Origin of the sequence: Secundilactobacillus pentosiphilus, from assembly GCF_002217985.1 — a bacterium.
Taxonomy (GTDB): Bacteria; Bacillota; Bacilli; order Lactobacillales; family Lactobacillaceae; genus Secundilactobacillus; species Secundilactobacillus pentosiphilus.
The window spans coordinates 16,862-32,738 of record NZ_BCMI01000019.1 but is presented as its reverse complement, the minus strand read 5'-3'; the positions used below and the strand labels follow the sequence as shown (position 1 = coordinate 32,738).

Sequence of the window (15,877 nt, the reverse complement as noted above, 5' to 3'; positions counted from 1 at the left end):
TTTCTTCTGGGGAAGACGGTTTACGCCGCCTTCTCATACATAGCAAAAATACAAGGAGGAGAATACTATGGCAAAGCGTTTGAGTATCATTATTGCGGTGAACGATGCACGGGAGGATGACTTAGCGATCCCGCTATCATCCATCAATAATCAACTGGGGATTGATTTCCGTGATGTCGAGGTCATTTTAGTGGATAACGGGCAGTACCGCCTGCAAAACGTGGATCAGTTCCGGCTGTTCAAGAACCTCGACGTCCACTACGAAAATCCGGCAAATGTTTTGTCATGGGAAGAAGCCTTCCAGCATGGCGTGGGGGTGGCTAACGGCGACTACGTGATGTTCATGGGCCCCGACGGCCTGCTGAACCAGACCAGCGTGATCCAGACCTTCAGTGCTACGGCAGCGCAGAACCAGGACGCTGACGTGCTGACCGGGCTAGTGCTGGAGCAGGATATGACCCGGACGCGCACCACGCAGTATAAGGTCGGCCGCGACTTCATGACGGCACGGGGCCGCTGGTTCAAGCGGGCGTTTCTGAACCAGTACCACGTGGCCTGGCAAGCGGTGGGCAAGTACTCCGATGAGTTTTACAGCCGGCTGGTCAACTGCCTGTCCCGGGCTGACATTGAAGTCAACGAGATCGCTTATGCCCAGTTCCTGAGCCGCGATATCCGTTCGGAAGTGCTGGCACCGATGCCGCGGCAGGCTTCCGTTGAGCAGATCACGATGCTGGGCAAGTTCTTTGAAACCCTGCAGCAGATCGACCCGATGACGTACATCAACGAGTTTTCGAAGGCTTGCGTGCGCTACTACACCCAGAGCAAACAAGTTCCCGAAACAGAACGGGATCGGGTGGACCAGGCCTTCTGGCTGCTGGTTCAAAATAACGCCGGCATCTGGCAAAACGTGCAGGCTTTAGTCGAACATCTGAAGCTGACCGACCAGTCGCCGGAAGCACCGTGGGTCAAAGAGCCGCAGTTATTTGACGGCTACATCCAAGCGCTGAGCAAGGTGGCTGCCACGAAGAACTAGACTCATTTGCACAAATCATTTGCTGATAACGGGTCGCAGGCACCCGGAAAGTACACGCCGTTAAAAAGCCGTTTCCGGGTGAATTCGACCTGAATAATAATGCTGAGGGGGCTGACTGTCATGAGCAAAATGATTGATTTGACACATCAAAAATTTGGCCGCTTATACGTCGAAGGAAAAGCGGATTATACAGGATCTAATGGCAATATGCGCTGGCAATGCGTGTGTGACTGCGGCAACCACGTGGTCGTTGACGGCTATTCGCTGCGCCGCGGGATCACCAAAAGCTGCGGGTGCCTGCGGCGGGAAGTGGCCCGCAAGGAAGCCAGCAACAACGAAGCCTTTTTAGCCAGCCAGGGCAACCCGCTGAAAAACGAGTACGGCGTCGGCTTCTCCAGTATTTATATGGGCAAGCGCAACCGGACGGGGGTCATCGGGGTGTCCTTTGACACGCAATCCCAGCGCTTCGTTGCCCGGATGATGTATCACGGCAAGTACGTCTTAAACCACGTGACCTCGGATTTCCAAGAGGCGGTCAGACTGCGTAAAGAAGCTGAGGAGAAGTACTTTAAGCAGCCGGTTAACCGGGAACAGTAAGCTTCGGAGGAGCAGCGAAAAGTTCGCTGTGAGCAATACTTGAGATAATCGAGAGATGAACGTTTCAATAGTGAGGCCCCCAGCAGGTGTGACTGCGGGGGCCCTTTGGGTTATGTAGGAGACTTAAAAGTTTGCGATGTGCTGGAATCATGATACAATAGCCTTGCGATTAAATACTTAATCACCATACACCAAGATTCTCAGCAGGGGCTACTGCTGAGGATCTTTTTAGGCTTAAAGATGAAGCTTTAGGTTTGCTATGAGTGCCGGACATGGTATAATGAATTTGGAAATAAGAAATGAATCATTTCAACACCAAGAGCCTTAGCAGTTGTGCCTGCTAAGGCTCTTTTTTGCGCTGAAATGATGATTGCGGGTGGGTTAAATTGTTGCCCCAAAACTATTTCCGGTGTTTACGGTCTAACCAATCCGTGAACCAGATAGAAACCATTGAAACTATCAAAGGAAACATTAAGAAATGAATCATTTTCAACACCTCCCAACCGTTGCGGTGTGGGTAGGCAACATCTAAAATTGTATCATGAGTGAGCGTGTCAACCTACTGATTTTAGCGGCTTACGAAAAGTTGAGACAAATTAAAATAATGTCTCAAAAATGAACCGGCTGTAAGTCATTGAATCAAATAATTGGTTGCGGTTCAACCTTCTAGTAGCGGAGGGGTGCCTTTAACAAATCTTAACAACAATTAAGGTGCAAAAGCATTGTTTATAAACAGCTAACTTTGCTATACTCAAGGCGTTAAGAGGCTATTTTAAGTGCCATTATTTACGGCTTTATTTAGGGGAGGAAAAATCATGCAAACAAAATTCAAAGCGGCATTAGCCGGCGTCGCGGCCGCGTTAGGGGCGTTTGGTCTATCGACGGTCTCCGCTAACGCGTTGGTGACGCCAACAGTGTTTAAGCACGTGACGCAGGACGGGACTTTCTTTGCCAACGAGTATACCAAGGTCACGCCGTATCACTTGAAGTCGACCAAGAAGTCGGTTTACATGTGGAACGACATGCACTCGAAGAAACTGTATAACTTGAAACACTATTCCAGCTATACGTGGTACCAGCTGGCAACGGGTTACAAGGGCAAGTCAAAGTACGTTCAGGTCTCCAACTTTCCGATGACTAAGCGCGGCTGGGTCTGGGCCGGTTACTTGTCTAAGGGCTATAACAGCAAGCATTACCAGGTCGTAAGCAAGCGTTATGGTCGGCCAACTTACGCGGGCGAATACTTCCATGTGGCTAACCCTAACAAGAATGCTTACCTGTGGGACTGGTCGCATACTAAGATCCGCGCGAACTTAAAGGACTACACGAACCAATCCTTCTACAAGCGCCACTCAGTGCGTATGGCGCACGACGGCAAGCAGACCTGGTATTCTTACGTGGATGTTAAGACTAAGAAGGGCACCGTATCGGGTTACGTGGCCTCTAGCTTATTAGCATCTGGTAAGACGACTAATCACGCCAACACGGACGTGGTCTACCCGAACGACTTTACCAGCACGACGGATTACCTGGAATACATTAAGGACAGCAATTACCAAAAGCTGACCCGGTCGATCATGGCACTGTTCCCGAACACGCCGGTGGATCTGGGGATGTCCAAGATTGCGGCTAACAACTACGGTGATTGGACACCGCTTGATGGCGATGATGACTATGAACCGATGTCAACCAGCGGTTATAAGGGTATCGTCGGCTTCAACCAGGTTTCCAAGTACCTCTATGACAATCGCAACGCCTCCAACGACACAAAGATCGCCGGCGTCAAGAAGCTACTGGACGAGGCCGGTTACACCCAAGCTAAGCGGGATTCACTGAGCGGCTACAAACTGGGTGTTTATAACATCAACAACATTAAACTCAGCTACCTGAACGATCAGACCCCAGACGGTAAGATGGCCTGGTACGGTTTGGCAATTGGTAAGGCAGAATAATTTATAAAGATAAGGAAGAATATCATATGCGAACAGGATTGAAAACAACTATCGCCGGCTTGGCGGTAACCTTAGGCTTACTGGGTTTAACGGCCGTGCCAGCGCACGCAGATGCGCCGTCGATCGCGGTGGCTTCGAATACCGTGTTTAAGCACGTCAAGTTAGACGAGACGTTTATGTACAACGAGTATACCAAGGTCACCCCGTACCATTTGAAGTCGGCCAAAAAGTCGGTGTACATGTGGAACGATCGGCACACGAAGAAACTGCATAATTTGAAGAACTACCCTAGCTACACCTGGTACCAGACAGCTACCGGGACTAAGGGCAAGTCGAAGTACGTCCGGGTCACTAACTTTTCTCAGACCAAGGTCGGCTGGGTTTGGAGCGGCTACCTTTCTAAGGGTTACAACAGCAAGGGTTACCAAGTGACCAGCAAGCGCTACGGCCAGCCGACTTACGCCGGCGGCCCGTTTCATTTAGCTGATCCCGCCAAGAACGCTTATCTGTGGGACTGGACGCACACCAAGGTGCGCTTGAACCTGAAGGATTACACCAACCAGAATTTGACGAAGCGCAACTCCGTACGCATGCAGCACAGCGGTAAGCAGACCTGGTACGCTTACGTGACGGTGAAGACCAAGAAGGGCGACGTGCAGGGGTACGTGGCGGCTAGTCTGCTGGCTGCCGGCAACACCTCTAATCACGCCAACACCGATTTCGTCTATCCCAATGGCTTCAACTCCACGGCGGATTACTTGGAATACATCAAGGACAGCAACTACCAGAAGCTGACCCGTTCGATCATGGCGCTGTTCCCGAACACGCCGGTTGACCTAGGGATGTCCAAGATCGCCGCGAACAACTACGACGCCAGAACGCCGATCGACGGTGAAGAAGACGATGACGCGATCCCGACCACGGGCTACAAGGACATCGTCGCCTTCAACCAAGTCTCCCGGTACCTCTACGATAACCGGGCGGCTTCCAACGACACCAAGATTGCCGGAGTCAAGAAGCTGCTGGATGCAGAGGGTTACACTCAGGCTAAGCGAGATTCCATGACCGATTACAAGCTGGGAATCTATAACATCAATAACATTCCAGTGTCGTATTTGAACGATCAAACGCCGGACGGCAAGCTGGCTTGGTACAGTTTAGCGGTCGGAAAAGCTGAATAGAACGTTAAATCATGATATAATATAACTATGGCAGAAGTAGTGTCATGGCTTCTCCTCATTGTGACAACTAAAAACAACTTGCAAGAACCGTCAGGGCAGCGTTGCCTTGGCGGTTCTTTGTTTGCTTTCACGGCAATCGGTTCGTCCAGAAAGCGTTTTCGTATTGTTCGTGGTAAAATGAAAGTGTTCGTTAATGAGAAAGGATGGGTACAATGAGTGTCGATTACAATGAAAAGATGCAGGAATTGAACGCTTCGTACAAACAAGTTTTTGGTGCGGTCGGTGAAACGGGTGCCGGCTTTTTGCAGCTGCACGCCGATGCCGTGGGTGACGGCGCGTTAGATGCTAAGACCAAGGAGCTGATGGCGGTGGCCGTTGCCATTTCCATCCGCTGCGACGGCTGCATTACCGACCACGTCTGCAACGCGGTCAAGGCCGGTGCCACGCAAGAAGAGATCAACGACACGGTGAAGGTCGCCATCATGATGAGCGGCGGTCCCGGTGTGATCTACGGCGGCAAAGCCTTGGCGGCAGCCAAAGATTTTTTAGCTAATAAATAACCGTTATTAAACGAAAAGGGTGCTTCACGATGATCAGTCAGCTGGTCTCGTGAGGCACTTTTTTTGAACAGTGATTGGACTTAAAAATAGTTGCGCTGGTAATCGGCGTCGATCTTTAACAATAAATCGGCTGATAACCCAGCGGTGTTTTCAATCTCCTGAGCCGTTTTGGTTTTTAAACAGCACTGGTGGGACAGCAGCTTCAAGACCTGCTGGGTGCTGAGGCCTAACTGCAGGGCAATCTTGTCGGTACAGATCTGATAATAGGGCAAAACGCCGTGCAGGCGGTCCACATTAGCGGTTTCGTGATAATAACGTGTTAGTTCAACCCGGTTTAACATTTTTTTACCTCCTAATTCAAAACCTGAGTTATTTCGATTCGGTGATCAAAGAGTTGAGGTACGTCCTGGGATCCTTTTTGGCATCAAAGGTTTGCTTGTCGACGTAACCCGCCAAGGCTTCACTGACCGTTTGCGGTGAGCCTTCCCGAGCGATGGCTTGGGCCCTTTTCAACTGTTTCTTGCGGATACGCTTGTTGGTCATGTCGAAGTCCTTCCTAGACAAAATGAGCCGGTGACTGGCTTATTGTAGACTCATGGTAAAAGGTGGGTAGAGTCCTCACAAATAAGCCTTCTAAATTACCCAGATAGTAGCACAAATTAAGTGCAATTGCACCTAACTTGTACTACTTTTCACTTGAATTTTAGGTTAATTTTCGTCGTCAGTCTGGTGGGGCCGATTTGTTTCGATTGAGCGCCGCAGTTTGACGATTTTGTTAAAGACGAGGACCTCGTCCGGGGCTAACCGGTCCATCAGTTCCGCATTGAGCCGCTTGATGTACAGTTCGATCCCGCGGTTGAGCCGCATGCCTTTTTCGGTCAGGTAGAGGTTGGTCGCCCGTTTATCCTTAGGGTCGACGGACTGGCGGATCAGCTCTTTTTTGGTCAGCTGATTGATAGCACGCGTGATGGTACTGTGATTTAAATGAACCAGGTCATTGAAGTCACTTTTACTGATCCCCGGGTTTTCGGCAACTTTCATGACGTAGAAGTAATTGGTCGCGTTGACTTCGTACGGGGCGAGGTCTTCGGTCACTTGGCTCATGATGATGAGGTTGAGTAAGGCGACTTGCTGAACGAGATCGGCATCTGCATCTTTGTGAGTCATAGCATTCACCTTCAGGCTTTAAATGACATAGGGGGTTAACTAACTTCACAACCATTATAACAGGTAAGTGGGGGATTAAGGGGAATGCCGACCAACGCGGTACAGTTTGTTGATTCTGTCAAATATCTGGTTGAGCCAGGCGAAGACCCGTTGGTTGTACAGGTTCAGCGCGCCCATGTGGCAGTGTTCCGCCGCGCCGTCTGCTTCGTTGAAGGTCAGTAAACTCTTCTCGCAGTTCAGAGCGTTGTATAACATCTCCGGCTGCCCCTGGAAAAAGCCGTCGTTGGCTGCCTCGCAGACCAAGACCGGGCACTGGATCTGATCAGCGACCCCGGCCAGCGTGTAGGCCGCGGTTTTCTTGAAGAGGTCGCTGATCGAACTGGCGCCAAAGGTGAACAGGCCGTTTTCAATCACCCAGCGGACGTTGGTACTCTTTGACATTAGCAGTTTCAGCTGGTTTTCGACTACGGAATAATCGGTGATTTCGTGGCCCCGGGCGGCGAACGCGTCGGCAAAGCTAAAGGAGAATAAGCCGTCATCGGCGATCACCGCTGCCAGCCGGTGGTCAAAAGCAGCCGCCCGCGGTGCCAGTAAGCCGCCGAAGCTGATCCCCATTAGCGCGATTTGGTCATTTTGGACTTCCGGCCGGGTTTCGAGATAGTCAACGGCGGCTGACACCACCACTTCCCAGTCGGGGCGGAAGGCCAGGTGCTGTTCCCGGATCATGGCACCTTGGCCGGGGCCTTCGAAAGTGAGGACGTTGTACCCGTGGGCTAAGGCGTCCTGCGCCACCTGGAAGTACAGCTCTTCACCGGTGGAATCGTAACCGCCGTGAACCAGCAGCGTTTTGCGGGGCTGGTCATCGATTTTATAGAAGTAGCCGGGCATGGCGGTGTCTTCAAAGGGGATCGCAACGATCTCAAATGGCTTGCCGGACAGGCGCATTCCCTGCTGGAAGGTGTCGCGGCTGCTGGACCAGGTTGCTAACAGCTGGGGGTCGTCCGGGTTGCCGTGCAAGAAGAATTCCGCCGTGCGGTAGTAGTTGGACGCCTTTAAATCATTTTGGCTGGCGCTGAGCGTTTCACCTTGCTGGCGGTAGTGCTCCGCGCGGTCGCTGACCTTGGCGGCTAAGGCGTGCCACTGGGTATACCAGCTTTCAAAGCCGCCTTTCTCGATGGCGGAGGCAGTGGTCAGCACTTCGCCGATATCGGCACCGCCGTAAGGGGCATAGCCTAGCGTGCGTAAGGTTTCGTAAGAAAAGGTGGGATCGTTAAAGATAACTTTCATGATTGAGAACTCCTCGTTATTCATTTTAATTAGGTGGGCTAACTTTTACAATAATAAGGGGTTCTAATTAAAATGTCAAGATAATTTAGACCCCCTAATTGATTTATGGTATAGTAGGGACTGAAAATAAGGAGGAACTACGAAATGGCTGATGAACTAACCACCCATATGCTGACGGAAAAATTCTTTGATTTAACCATGTACTTCACGCTGGAAATGCAGCAAAAAGCCGGCTCACAACTGCTGTACCAAGGCCAGGGCAACGTGCTGATGGCGCTGGGGGAGCAGGACGGCCTGACCCTCAAAGAGCTGACGGCCAAGCTGCAGATTGCGGCGCCGTCCACCACGGAGTTCGTTAACAAACTGGTGAAGAAGGGACTGGTGACTAAAACCCGTTCTGAAAAAGATAAACGTAAAATGATCGTGCGCCTGACGGCTGCCGGGCGGGCAAGCCTCAGCCAAGTCGACCAGGCGGATATTTCGGAGTGGCAATTGCTGTCTGAGTCCGAACAGCAGCAGTTCGCCGCGTTAATGGATCAGCTGATCGCCGGGCTGGCATCCAAGTACGGTGATCCCACCAGTAAGCAGCAGCTGGCTAATTTGAAACAGCACTTTATTCAGCGTACGCAGGAAAATTAAAGTAGCAAAAAAGCCCGTTGCTGACGGGCTTTTCGCTTACACTCATTTAGTTAAATTTGATCCATTTAGCAAAGCCGCGCGGTTCTTTTCCACGGTAGCCGATTGCCACGACTAAAGTAGTGACGACCAAACCAATGGCAATGATCAGCCAAAGCGTGGTGCTGTAAACACTGCCGTTACCACCGCCGAACATCGCGTTGTACGTCAGGTAGACCCCTTGATACATCGGTGTATGGTAGCTGAGCCACTGGTAGAAGCCGTTCATGGCTTGACGCGGGATGAGCGCGCCGCCAGCAATGGTCTGCGAGACCATCAGCGGCAATTGAATGACGAACGATGGCAGTCCCACCAGCAACAGCGCCAGTGAGAAGGTCAGCTCGAAGGCGCCGAGGCCGAAGAGCCACTCGTTACCCCAGAGGGATAAGAAGACGCCGCCGGTAAAGTGGATGAAGCAACGTAGGGTCCCAATCGTCACTAACGGCCCGATGACGGTTGCCAGCAAACCGGTGAGCTGCGAAGCCAGGAAGGCCCGCCATCTGCCCATGGCAAACCGGGCACCCATGAACATCAACGACATGATGATACTTGAGATCATCAGGCCTAAGTAGAAGCCCATGTTCAGGAACATCGGTCCCATCTGGTACTGATAATTACCGCCGAATTGATGCATGTGATAGGTATGGAAATCAGGGTGGGCGGTCATCTTTTTAGCCGCGGCCTGAGCCTGCGCACGGGTCTGTTTAGCAATGGTCTGCTGAACCTGCTTTTGCATCTTCTGCTGCATCCGTTTAGCGGCAGCCGGATTCATCCGGCCGCCTCGTTTAGCCGCCTGCTTCTTGGCGTTAGCCTGGGCTTGTGCGCCCGCTTTTTTAGCGATCTGCGGGGCCATTTACTGGGCCATGGCGCCTGTGGTCTTGGCCGTGGTCAGTTGAGCGGCGATCTTGTCTTGCATCGAGCTGATGGCTGAGCGGGTGATACTGTTTTGCAGCAGCCCGTTGGAGTCGCTGACGTAGAAGTTCAGCTTCGGGTTCTTGCCCGCTTCCACGTCCTTAGTGAAGCCGGCCGGTAACTGGACCGTCATGGCATCCGTCCGCTTGGACAGGCGGGACTTGGCAGCCGACAGGTTACTGGTGGTGGCTACGTGCTTAAACGGCACGTTGTCCTTTAAGCCCTGAGTCAAGTTTTTAGTCACCGTGGTCTGATCCTGATCCACGATGGTGATCCGCAGCTGATCCGTGGATGTCGGCAGCATACTGAAACCAGGCACGCCGCCTAACACGAAAAATGCGCCGATAACAGCCGGCAGCAACATCACGAGATACGTCAACGGATGTTTGAACCATTTTTTTATCATAAAATCCTCCCCTATGTGAATATGAATTAATGCACACTATCAGTATGAAACTCTTTAAAAGGGGAGGCAATTTGCAAAAAAACGCGCAGTGTCCGATAACGGACATTACGCGTTAAAAAGTATGATAACGAACACTTTAATTTAAATTAATTACTTGGTAGGCGAGTGGTGCGCCATGGCGTTGCCGTAGATACTGCGGATCATGTGCTCACTTAAGGCAGCCGCGTCGTCGTTCATGCCGTTTTTCAGCGACCAGCGGATGTAGTTGAGGACGATGGCCGATTCCAGGCTGGATACGAAGTCGTCGGGCGCCTGCTTATCGGCGGCGTAGTGGTGATTCAGCCGGTGCCAGGTTTTACTGAGACATTTTTCCCACTTCACCAGCAGATCCAAGCCGTCTTCGTGAACGCCGAGCAGGGTGTTCAAAGCATCGCGGTGCTTCAGCAAAGTGCCAGCAATGTCTGGAATCGAAAGCACGTGCTCTTCTTGACCGATGATCTGATTAGCCCGCTGTTCCACCAACTCCTGATAGAGCTTGGTGTACTGCTTCACCAGTTGGCTCAGTAAATCGTACTTGTCCTGAAAGTGTTCGTAAAACGTCGACCGGGACACCAGCGCTTCGTTGCAGATCTGATTGACGTTGATTTTTTGAAACGGCGTCGTTTTCAGTAAGTTTAAAAAGGCCTGTTTAATATCACGTTCAGTTTTAATGATCCGTTTGTCTGTCATGATTTGCCCCTATCATCTGGAAGTTGATCCAGTTTACAGTCTTAGTTACTGGTTCAAGGATAACTTAACGGCTTACCCGATTTCAAGGCTCACTTTAAGGACGGTTCAACTAAACCTCTTAGTGAAAGTGTGCAAACTCTCACTGATTCCGGTGCTCTGTGCTATAATATGAGTATAAAAAGGGACTGGCGTTAGAGCACCAATCCCCATGCAAACCGCTTCAAAGGCGGTGGCTAGTAACAGACAACTGTAAGAAGTCACCTATCAACTGGTCAAAGTTAACAGGGGTGGCTTCTTATTTACGCTTTCCGCGGTCAATCAGTATCGTTAGGGCTGCAAAAGCAATCATCAACGTAAAGGGTACGCCTAGGAATAGGCAAACTCTCGCTGATTTGAGCGTCTTGTGCTATAATGTGAGTATCAAAAAGGGACTGGCGCTGGCGCACCAATCCCCATGCAAACCGCTTCAAAGGCGGTAGCTAGTGACAGACAACATAAGAAGTCACCCGTCAACATGCCAAAGTTAACAGGGGTGGCTTCTTATTTACGCTTTCCGCGGTCGATCAGTATCGTTAAGGTTGCAAAAGCAATCATCAACGATAATGCGTCAAAGACTGACACAGTCTGAATCTTTCGTAGATTTTGTAAATCATAGGCATCATCTACTTTCGTATTTGACGCCACCACCCATGAAACTCTTTGCTCTAACAGTATATCATAAGATATGCTGTTTTTTTATTTGCCTAAAATAATTGCGACAAATTATATAAAATGTGATATATATTTTCTCTACTGAAATCAGTTTACTTAGTCATCAATGGCTCTAAATTACTCTCGTCAATTCAAAAAGTGCCCCTCGCCACCCAGATACTGCGTCGTTAAGTCAATCACTCGCTGAGCGGTGTCGTCCACGTATGCCTGCGTGGTGTGTTGATTGCCCTGAACAATGTAAAAGATATGGTTTGTGGCAGGGGTTACCTTGGTTTTCTCCACTTGGCGGGTCTCCAGGTGGCAGATGACCTCGTTGCTGTCGTCGATGTAGCCGTATTCGCTGGGCTTCACCGGCTCCGGCTGATTGTCGGCGCCAATCGGCACGAAGCGTTCCGTACCGTTCGTGAGCCGCAGATTAACGTTGCCGTCGATTTGGTCTATATCGTGCGCGCCTAACGCCAGACGGCTTTGAATCGAGATCAGATTATAGAGGTCCACGACAGGATTAATGGAAAAAAGCGTACCGCGTTTCAAAATTAATTTCAGCAGCGTGACCGGTGCCGGCGTATTGTTGCGCTTGGGCAAGTGAACCGCTTTGTGCAGGTCCCAAAAGCCCTGAATGATGGGGTCGGCTTTAATTTGGTCGCGGTCTAACCCCGGTAAGACGGCCTGGACTTCGTTTTGAATGTAGGCCTTTAGCTGGTCTGGATACTGCTGGTTATTAACGCCGGTCAGCTCGACGCCGCGAATGGTGACACCTAAATCAATCACCTTTGGATCAATGATGAATTGCATGATTAACACTCCTTTTCTTAAAATGACGACAAAAAAGCATTCGTTCCCGTTAACAAGGGACGAATGCGCCGTGGTGCCACCCAATTTTACCCGTTCTTCACAAAACAAGCCTCATCGGCACCCATTCAAGCGGATGCCAGGGAAGCTAACGGTTCCTACCGTTCGGCCCGCGTGAACGGGCCGACCCTGTCGCAAAGTTCATCTTCACCAGATTGCCGGTTTCCTTTTCCATCAGCCGGATTCTCTGCTGCCAGCGACACTGGTGACACTTCTTTGCGGTCTTTTAGCTGTGAATTTACCGTTAGTTATAGCACGTTTGAGGATGATAAGCAACAGAAATCTTATTTAATTTTAATCTTTATATTGAATATTAACTGCATATAAAACTGTTGCATCAGTATCCGAACCATTTTAAAAACTTAAGGCTTGACAAATTATTAATATACGATTAATATCTATGGCAATCATTTAATTAATATATCATCTTTTGAGAAGAAGAGTAGCTGTCCTGATCTTTCTTAGAGAACCGGCACTTGGCTGAAAGCGGGTATCGATCAGGCGGTGAAGATGAGCTTTGAATTAAGAAGTATTTGGTGGTGAGCTAAATATTCGGTTGGCGCCGTTATCGCTGGATCGAATGTCGCGTTTGAGATTCGATCGAGGTACTGTGCAGTCAGTACGAATTAAGGTGGCACCACGGAAAACACTTTCGTCCTTGTTTAGTGATAGACAAGAACGAAGGTGTTTTTTTGTTACCCGTGCTGATAGGCAACTTAATCATGAAGTGGAAGAAGGGATAGCGTGTTATTAGAGCTCAAAAACTTGAAGAAGACGTTTAAGAATAATCACGTTTTAAAAGGGATCGACCTCGCGGTGAAAGAGGGCGAAGTCATCGCCATTATTGGCCCCTCGGGATCAGGGAAAACCACGATGCTGCGCAACATTAACTTTCTGGAAACGGCGGATGCTGGTACCATGACGCTGCGGCAAAAACGGATCGACATGGCGGCACCGACTCAGGAACAGGTGTTATGGACCCGCCGGCACATGGCGATGGTGTTTCAAAACTATAACTTATTTAAAAACAAAACGGCGCTGGAAAATATTTCTGAAGGGCTGATCTTCGGGCAGAATAAAAGCAAGGAAGAAGCCGAGACGCTGGCCAGCCGGGCGCTGGACCAGGTGGATCTGTTAGATAAGAAGGATTTTTATCCCTCGCAGCTGTCCGGTGGTCAGCAGCAACGGATCGGTATCGCCCGGGCCACCGTGTTAAATCCCGATATTGTGCTGTTTGACGAACCGACCTCGGCGCTGGATCCCGAGCTGGTCGGCACGGTGCTGCGGGACATGAAGCGTCTGGCGGAACGGGGCCAGACCATGATCGTGGTGACCCACCAAATGGCGTTTGCCAGGGACGTGGCCGACCGGGTGATCTTTTTCGCGGATGGTCAAATTATTGAACAGGGCAGCGCGGACGATGTCTTCGATCATCCGCAGCACGAACGCACCCAGCGGTTCCTGTCAGCCATTGCCGAAGATTATTAAGTCAGTGTTCAATTAATCGTTGAAAGGGGATGCATCAAAAATGCGATTGACCAAAATTATGACCACGCTGCTGTCGGGATTACCGACAACGTTAACGTTACTCATCTTTTCGTTTATTTTTGCCAGTGTGATCGGGGTCTGTCTGGCCTGGCTATCGTTGCGGCGCAATCCGGTTGCTAAGGGCCTGGCTCGCGGCTACCTGGGCTTGGTCCGGGGGACGCCGCCGCTGCTGATGCTGCTGTTAGCCTACTACGGGCTGCCGAAACTGTTTTTACTGGTGGGCATTGACATCAACGACTGGGCGAAGCTGCTGTTTGGAATCGCCGGGCTGTCCATCGGCTGGAGCGCCTACTTATCCGAGGCGTTTCGTTCCGCATACTTATCGGTTGATCCGGGGCAGTACGAGGCAGCGCTAGTCGTCGGCATGGATGCCAGCCACGCGTTTTGGCGGATTCTCATGCCGCAGACGCTGCTGATCGCCTTACCCAACGTGGAAAACCTGCTGATCGGGTTAGTTAAGGCCACTTCACTGGTGTACGTCATCGGGATTATGGATATGTATAATACCGCGACTGATTTATCCAATCAAAATCAGGGGGTCTATCAGCTGGAGATCTTCGTCGTTTTAGCCTTTATTTACTGGCTGGTGGTTTTAGCCATCGAGTGGGGCTTTCGTCAGATCAGAAAAGATTATCAGTACGTCACGGTTTAAGGAGATGGCTAAATGTTCGATTCAAACTTCGCGCTTCATTCGTTTCCGAAGATCCTGTCGGTGGCGCCGACCACCATCGTGCTGTCCATCATCGCCACGATCTTGGGCTTCATCCTGGCCGTCTTGATCGTCATTGTCCGGGAACGCAACGTTAAAATTTTGGCGCCGATCGCGGCGCTGTACGTGTCGTTTATCCGCGGGACGCCGATCATCGTGCAAATGTACGTGGTCTACTACGGGCTGCCGCAGTTACTGGTGGCCTTAAAACACGCGGGGCTGGATACCAGTACCAACGGCCTGCCGGCGATGCTGATCGCCATCTTGGCGTATTCGTTTAACGCCTCGGCCAATATTTCGGAGAGCATCCGTTCCGCGTACCACTCCGTCGACCACCGGCAGTACGAAGCCGCCGTCACGGTGGGCATGACGCCTACCCGAGCCATGACGCGAATCGTTATCCCGCAGCTGGTCGCTAACTTTATTCCTAACTTTGCTAATTTATTCATTGACCTGATCAAAGATACCGCCATCGTTTACAACATCGGCATTGTCGAAATCATGGCCAAAGCCAATATTTTGTCATCGATCGGCTTTAAGTACTTGGAAACTTACCTGGACGCGCTGATCATTTACATTGTGATCTGCTGGATCTTCGCCAAGCTCTTTCAGGTGGGTGAAGCCATCGACCGTTACCATACGTTCCACACGCAGGATTCAATTTAATCAAAGGAGTGTCTATAGATGAAAGCTTCTCATAAGGGTTTAAAACGTGTATCAGCTTTAATTATCGTGCTCGTGCTGATCGGCATCGTCGCGTTTAGCACGACTCACCACTCTGCCAAAACGTCTTCCGTTACTACGATCAAGGTGGCGGGACCCAATAATAACCGGCCTTACACTTACCCAGCCGGTTCCGGGATCGGCGGCTACTACGGCGCGCTGCTGAAGCGGATCGATAAGGACCTGCCGCAATATAAGTTCGACGAGACCACCACTTCACAAAATTCCGTCTTCGTCGGACTGCAGTCTGGCAAGTACGACCTGGCCGTTTCCAACTGGTGGTATTCTAAGGACCGCTTCAAGACTTATTTGCACACTAATTCTAACGGCTTAGATGATCTGCGGCTCATCACCAAGAAGGGCGGTAAAACGGCCAATTCATTGCAAGATGTTGCCACTAAAAAGCTATCATTAGTGCCGATTTCAACCGATGACGCCCGTTACAGCGTGATTCAAACCTACAACCAAAATAATCCGAAGCACAAGATCGATTTGAAGGGGATCGGCGACCAGTCCGCCGGCGATGCCTTAAAGGAAGTCGCTACCGGCAAATACGACGTGGCCGTTTATCCTTACGCGGCTTACAAGCCCGTTGGCAACACTTCAGAAGGCAAGCAGTTAGCAACGTCTAAATCTATCGGGCTAGAAAATAGTTATTTCCTATTAAATAAGAATGCGAAGAACAAGAAACTGGTGACCGCGATCAACAAGGAGCTGAAGAAGCTCAAAGCTGACGGTTATCTGGAAAAGATCACCAAGCAGTACCTGTATGAAGATACGTTCAAACAGCCGAATGCCAACAAAGCCTTTAACGCTGAAGCGAATAAGTAAAAGA

The 15,877-nt window shown here is 50.5% G+C and carries 19 protein-coding genes; 10 read left to right on the top strand and 9 right to left on the bottom strand.

Annotated features, from left to right (window positions below; genetic code table 11):
• Positions 1-67 precede the first annotated feature (67 nt).
• The 5 genes from CES81_RS09405 (at position 68) to CES81_RS09385 (ending at position 5,323) form a co-directional block, all read left to right on the top strand.
• Entirely contained in the window at positions 68-1,033 is a 966-nt protein-coding gene (locus CES81_RS09405) for a glycosyltransferase family A protein (RefSeq protein WP_089121543.1), read from the top strand.
• Positions 1,034-1,153: 120 nt separating this feature from the next.
• The gene (locus CES81_RS09400; RefSeq protein ID WP_089121542.1) at positions 1,154-1,630 is read left to right on the top strand and encodes an AP2 domain-containing protein; all 477 of its coding nucleotides are present in this window, start codon (positions 1,154-1,156) and stop codon (positions 1,628-1,630) included.
• Between the two features lie 815 nt (positions 1,631-2,445).
• Entirely contained in the window at positions 2,446-3,582 is a 1,137-nt protein-coding gene (locus CES81_RS09395) for a D-alanyl-D-alanine carboxypeptidase (RefSeq protein ID WP_089121541.1), read from the top strand.
• A 26-nt stretch (positions 3,583-3,608) separates the two neighbouring features.
• On the top strand, positions 3,609-4,763 hold the full coding sequence (locus tag CES81_RS09390) for a hypothetical protein (RefSeq protein WP_089121540.1): 1,155 nt from the start codon (positions 3,609-3,611) through the stop codon (positions 4,761-4,763).
• Between the two features lie 212 nt (positions 4,764-4,975).
• Positions 4,976-5,323 carry a carboxymuconolactone decarboxylase family protein gene (locus tag CES81_RS09385; RefSeq protein ID WP_089121539.1) on the top strand — a complete coding sequence of 116 codons (348 nt, stop codon included), beginning with the start codon at positions 4,976-4,978 and terminating at the stop codon, positions 5,321-5,323.
• Positions 5,324-5,403: 80 nt separating this feature from the next.
• Here the strand turns inward: CES81_RS09385 and CES81_RS09380 are convergent, their stop codons facing one another.
• From CES81_RS09380 to CES81_RS09370, 4 genes are all read right to left on the bottom strand, one after another.
• Positions 5,404-5,664: a hypothetical protein gene (locus tag CES81_RS09380; protein WP_089087568.1), complete on the bottom strand. Its 261-nt coding sequence runs from the start codon at positions 5,662-5,664 to the stop codon at positions 5,404-5,406.
• Positions 5,665-5,692: 28 nt separating this feature from the next.
• Positions 5,693-5,866 carry a hypothetical protein gene (locus tag CES81_RS13525; RefSeq protein WP_180949774.1) on the bottom strand — a complete coding sequence of 58 codons (174 nt, stop codon included), beginning with the start codon at positions 5,864-5,866 and terminating at the stop codon, positions 5,693-5,695.
• A 165-nt stretch (positions 5,867-6,031) separates the two neighbouring features.
• Positions 6,032-6,490, bottom strand: a complete 459-nt coding sequence (locus CES81_RS09375; protein ID WP_089121538.1) for a MarR family winged helix-turn-helix transcriptional regulator — start codon at positions 6,488-6,490, stop codon at positions 6,032-6,034.
• Positions 6,491-6,565: 75 nt separating this feature from the next.
• The gene (locus CES81_RS09370; RefSeq protein ID WP_089121537.1) at positions 6,566-7,777 is read right to left on the bottom strand and encodes an alpha/beta hydrolase family protein; all 1,212 of its coding nucleotides are present in this window, start codon (positions 7,775-7,777) and stop codon (positions 6,566-6,568) included.
• Positions 7,778-7,921: 144 nt separating this feature from the next.
• Between CES81_RS09370 and CES81_RS09365 the strand changes: the two genes are divergently transcribed.
• A complete protein-coding gene (locus CES81_RS09365) occupies positions 7,922-8,416 on the top strand; it encodes a MarR family winged helix-turn-helix transcriptional regulator (RefSeq protein ID WP_089121536.1) in 495 nt (164 codons plus the stop codon).
• A 46-nt stretch (positions 8,417-8,462) separates the two neighbouring features.
• On the opposite strand, the gene CES81_RS09360 is transcribed toward CES81_RS09365, so the two are convergent.
• The 5 genes from CES81_RS09360 to CES81_RS09345 form a co-directional block, all read right to left on the bottom strand.
• On the bottom strand, positions 8,463-9,305 hold the full coding sequence (locus CES81_RS09360; RefSeq protein ID WP_089121535.1) for a YhgE/Pip domain-containing protein: 843 nt from the start codon (positions 9,303-9,305) through the stop codon (positions 8,463-8,465).
• On the bottom strand, positions 9,306-9,770 hold the full coding sequence (locus CES81_RS09355) for an ABC transporter permease (protein ID WP_089121534.1): 465 nt from the start codon (positions 9,768-9,770) through the stop codon (positions 9,306-9,308).
• Positions 9,771-9,920: 150 nt separating this feature from the next.
• Positions 9,921-10,499 (bottom strand): TetR/AcrR family transcriptional regulator, encoded by a 579-nt coding sequence (locus tag CES81_RS09350; protein ID WP_089121533.1) that lies wholly within the window; start codon positions 10,497-10,499, stop codon positions 9,921-9,923.
• A 540-nt stretch (positions 10,500-11,039) separates the two neighbouring features.
• On the bottom strand, positions 11,040-11,093 hold the full coding sequence (locus CES81_RS13785; RefSeq protein WP_369688599.1) for a hypothetical protein: 54 nt from the start codon (positions 11,091-11,093) through the stop codon (positions 11,040-11,042).
• Positions 11,094-11,336: 243 nt separating this feature from the next.
• Positions 11,337-12,005, bottom strand: a complete 669-nt coding sequence (locus tag CES81_RS09345) for a B3/B4 domain-containing protein (RefSeq protein ID WP_089121532.1) — start codon at positions 12,003-12,005, stop codon at positions 11,337-11,339.
• Between the two features lie 801 nt (positions 12,006-12,806).
• On the opposite strand from CES81_RS09345, the gene CES81_RS09335 reads away from it, so the two are divergent.
• From CES81_RS09335 to CES81_RS09320, 4 genes are read left to right on the top strand one after another with little or no spacing between them, the layout of a single operon-like run.
• Positions 12,807-13,550, top strand: a complete 744-nt coding sequence (locus tag CES81_RS09335; protein ID WP_089121530.1) for an amino acid ABC transporter ATP-binding protein — start codon at positions 12,807-12,809, stop codon at positions 13,548-13,550.
• Positions 13,551-13,590: 40 nt separating this feature from the next.
• Complete coding sequence (locus CES81_RS09330) at positions 13,591-14,262, top strand: amino acid ABC transporter permease (protein WP_089121529.1); 672 nt, start codon at positions 13,591-13,593, stop codon at positions 14,260-14,262.
• A gap of 12 nt (positions 14,263-14,274) precedes the next feature.
• Complete coding sequence (locus CES81_RS09325; protein ID WP_089121528.1) at positions 14,275-14,985, top strand: amino acid ABC transporter permease; 711 nt, start codon at positions 14,275-14,277, stop codon at positions 14,983-14,985.
• Between the two features lie 18 nt (positions 14,986-15,003).
• Positions 15,004-15,873 carry a transporter substrate-binding domain-containing protein gene (locus CES81_RS09320; protein WP_089121527.1) on the top strand — a complete coding sequence of 290 codons (870 nt, stop codon included), beginning with the start codon at positions 15,004-15,006 and terminating at the stop codon, positions 15,871-15,873.
• Positions 15,874-15,877: the final 4 nt, after the last annotated feature.

Excerpts from the sequence above, each read along its gene's own strand:
- CES81_RS09405 (WP_089121543.1), top strand. The coding sequence starts at position 68 with ATGGCAAAGCGTTTGAGTATCATTATTGCGGTGAACGATGCACGGGAG.
- CES81_RS09400 (WP_089121542.1), top strand. The coding sequence starts at position 1,154 with ATGAGCAAAATGATTGATTTGACACATCAAAAATTTGGCCGCTTATAC.
- CES81_RS09395 (WP_089121541.1), top strand. The coding sequence starts at position 2,446 with ATGCAAACAAAATTCAAAGCGGCATTAGCCGGCGTCGCGGCCGCGTTA.
- CES81_RS09390 (WP_089121540.1), top strand. The coding sequence starts at position 3,609 with ATGCGAACAGGATTGAAAACAACTATCGCCGGCTTGGCGGTAACCTTA.
- CES81_RS09385 (WP_089121539.1), top strand. The coding sequence starts at position 4,976 with ATGAGTGTCGATTACAATGAAAAGATGCAGGAATTGAACGCTTCGTAC.
- CES81_RS09380 (WP_089087568.1), bottom strand. The coding sequence starts at position 5,664 with ATGTTAAACCGGGTTGAACTAACACGTTATTATCACGAAACCGCTAAT.
- CES81_RS13525 (WP_180949774.1), bottom strand. The coding sequence starts at position 5,866 with ATGACCAACAAGCGTATCCGCAAGAAACAGTTGAAAAGGGCCCAAGCC.
- CES81_RS09375 (WP_089121538.1), bottom strand. The coding sequence starts at position 6,490 with ATGACTCACAAAGATGCAGATGCCGATCTCGTTCAGCAAGTCGCCTTA.
- CES81_RS09370 (WP_089121537.1), bottom strand. The coding sequence starts at position 7,777 with ATGAAAGTTATCTTTAACGATCCCACCTTTTCTTACGAAACCTTACGC.
- CES81_RS09365 (WP_089121536.1), top strand. The coding sequence starts at position 7,922 with ATGGCTGATGAACTAACCACCCATATGCTGACGGAAAAATTCTTTGAT.
- CES81_RS09360 (WP_089121535.1), bottom strand. The coding sequence starts at position 9,305 with ATGGCCCCGCAGATCGCTAAAAAAGCGGGCGCACAAGCCCAGGCTAAC.
- CES81_RS09355 (WP_089121534.1), bottom strand. The coding sequence starts at position 9,770 with ATGATAAAAAAATGGTTCAAACATCCGTTGACGTATCTCGTGATGTTG.
- CES81_RS09350 (WP_089121533.1), bottom strand. The coding sequence starts at position 10,499 with ATGACAGACAAACGGATCATTAAAACTGAACGTGATATTAAACAGGCC.
- CES81_RS09345 (WP_089121532.1), bottom strand. The coding sequence starts at position 12,005 with ATGCAATTCATCATTGATCCAAAGGTGATTGATTTAGGTGTCACCATT.
- CES81_RS09330 (WP_089121529.1), top strand. The coding sequence starts at position 13,591 with ATGCGATTGACCAAAATTATGACCACGCTGCTGTCGGGATTACCGACA.
- CES81_RS09325 (WP_089121528.1), top strand. The coding sequence starts at position 14,275 with ATGTTCGATTCAAACTTCGCGCTTCATTCGTTTCCGAAGATCCTGTCG.
- CES81_RS09320 (WP_089121527.1), top strand. The coding sequence starts at position 15,004 with ATGAAAGCTTCTCATAAGGGTTTAAAACGTGTATCAGCTTTAATTATC.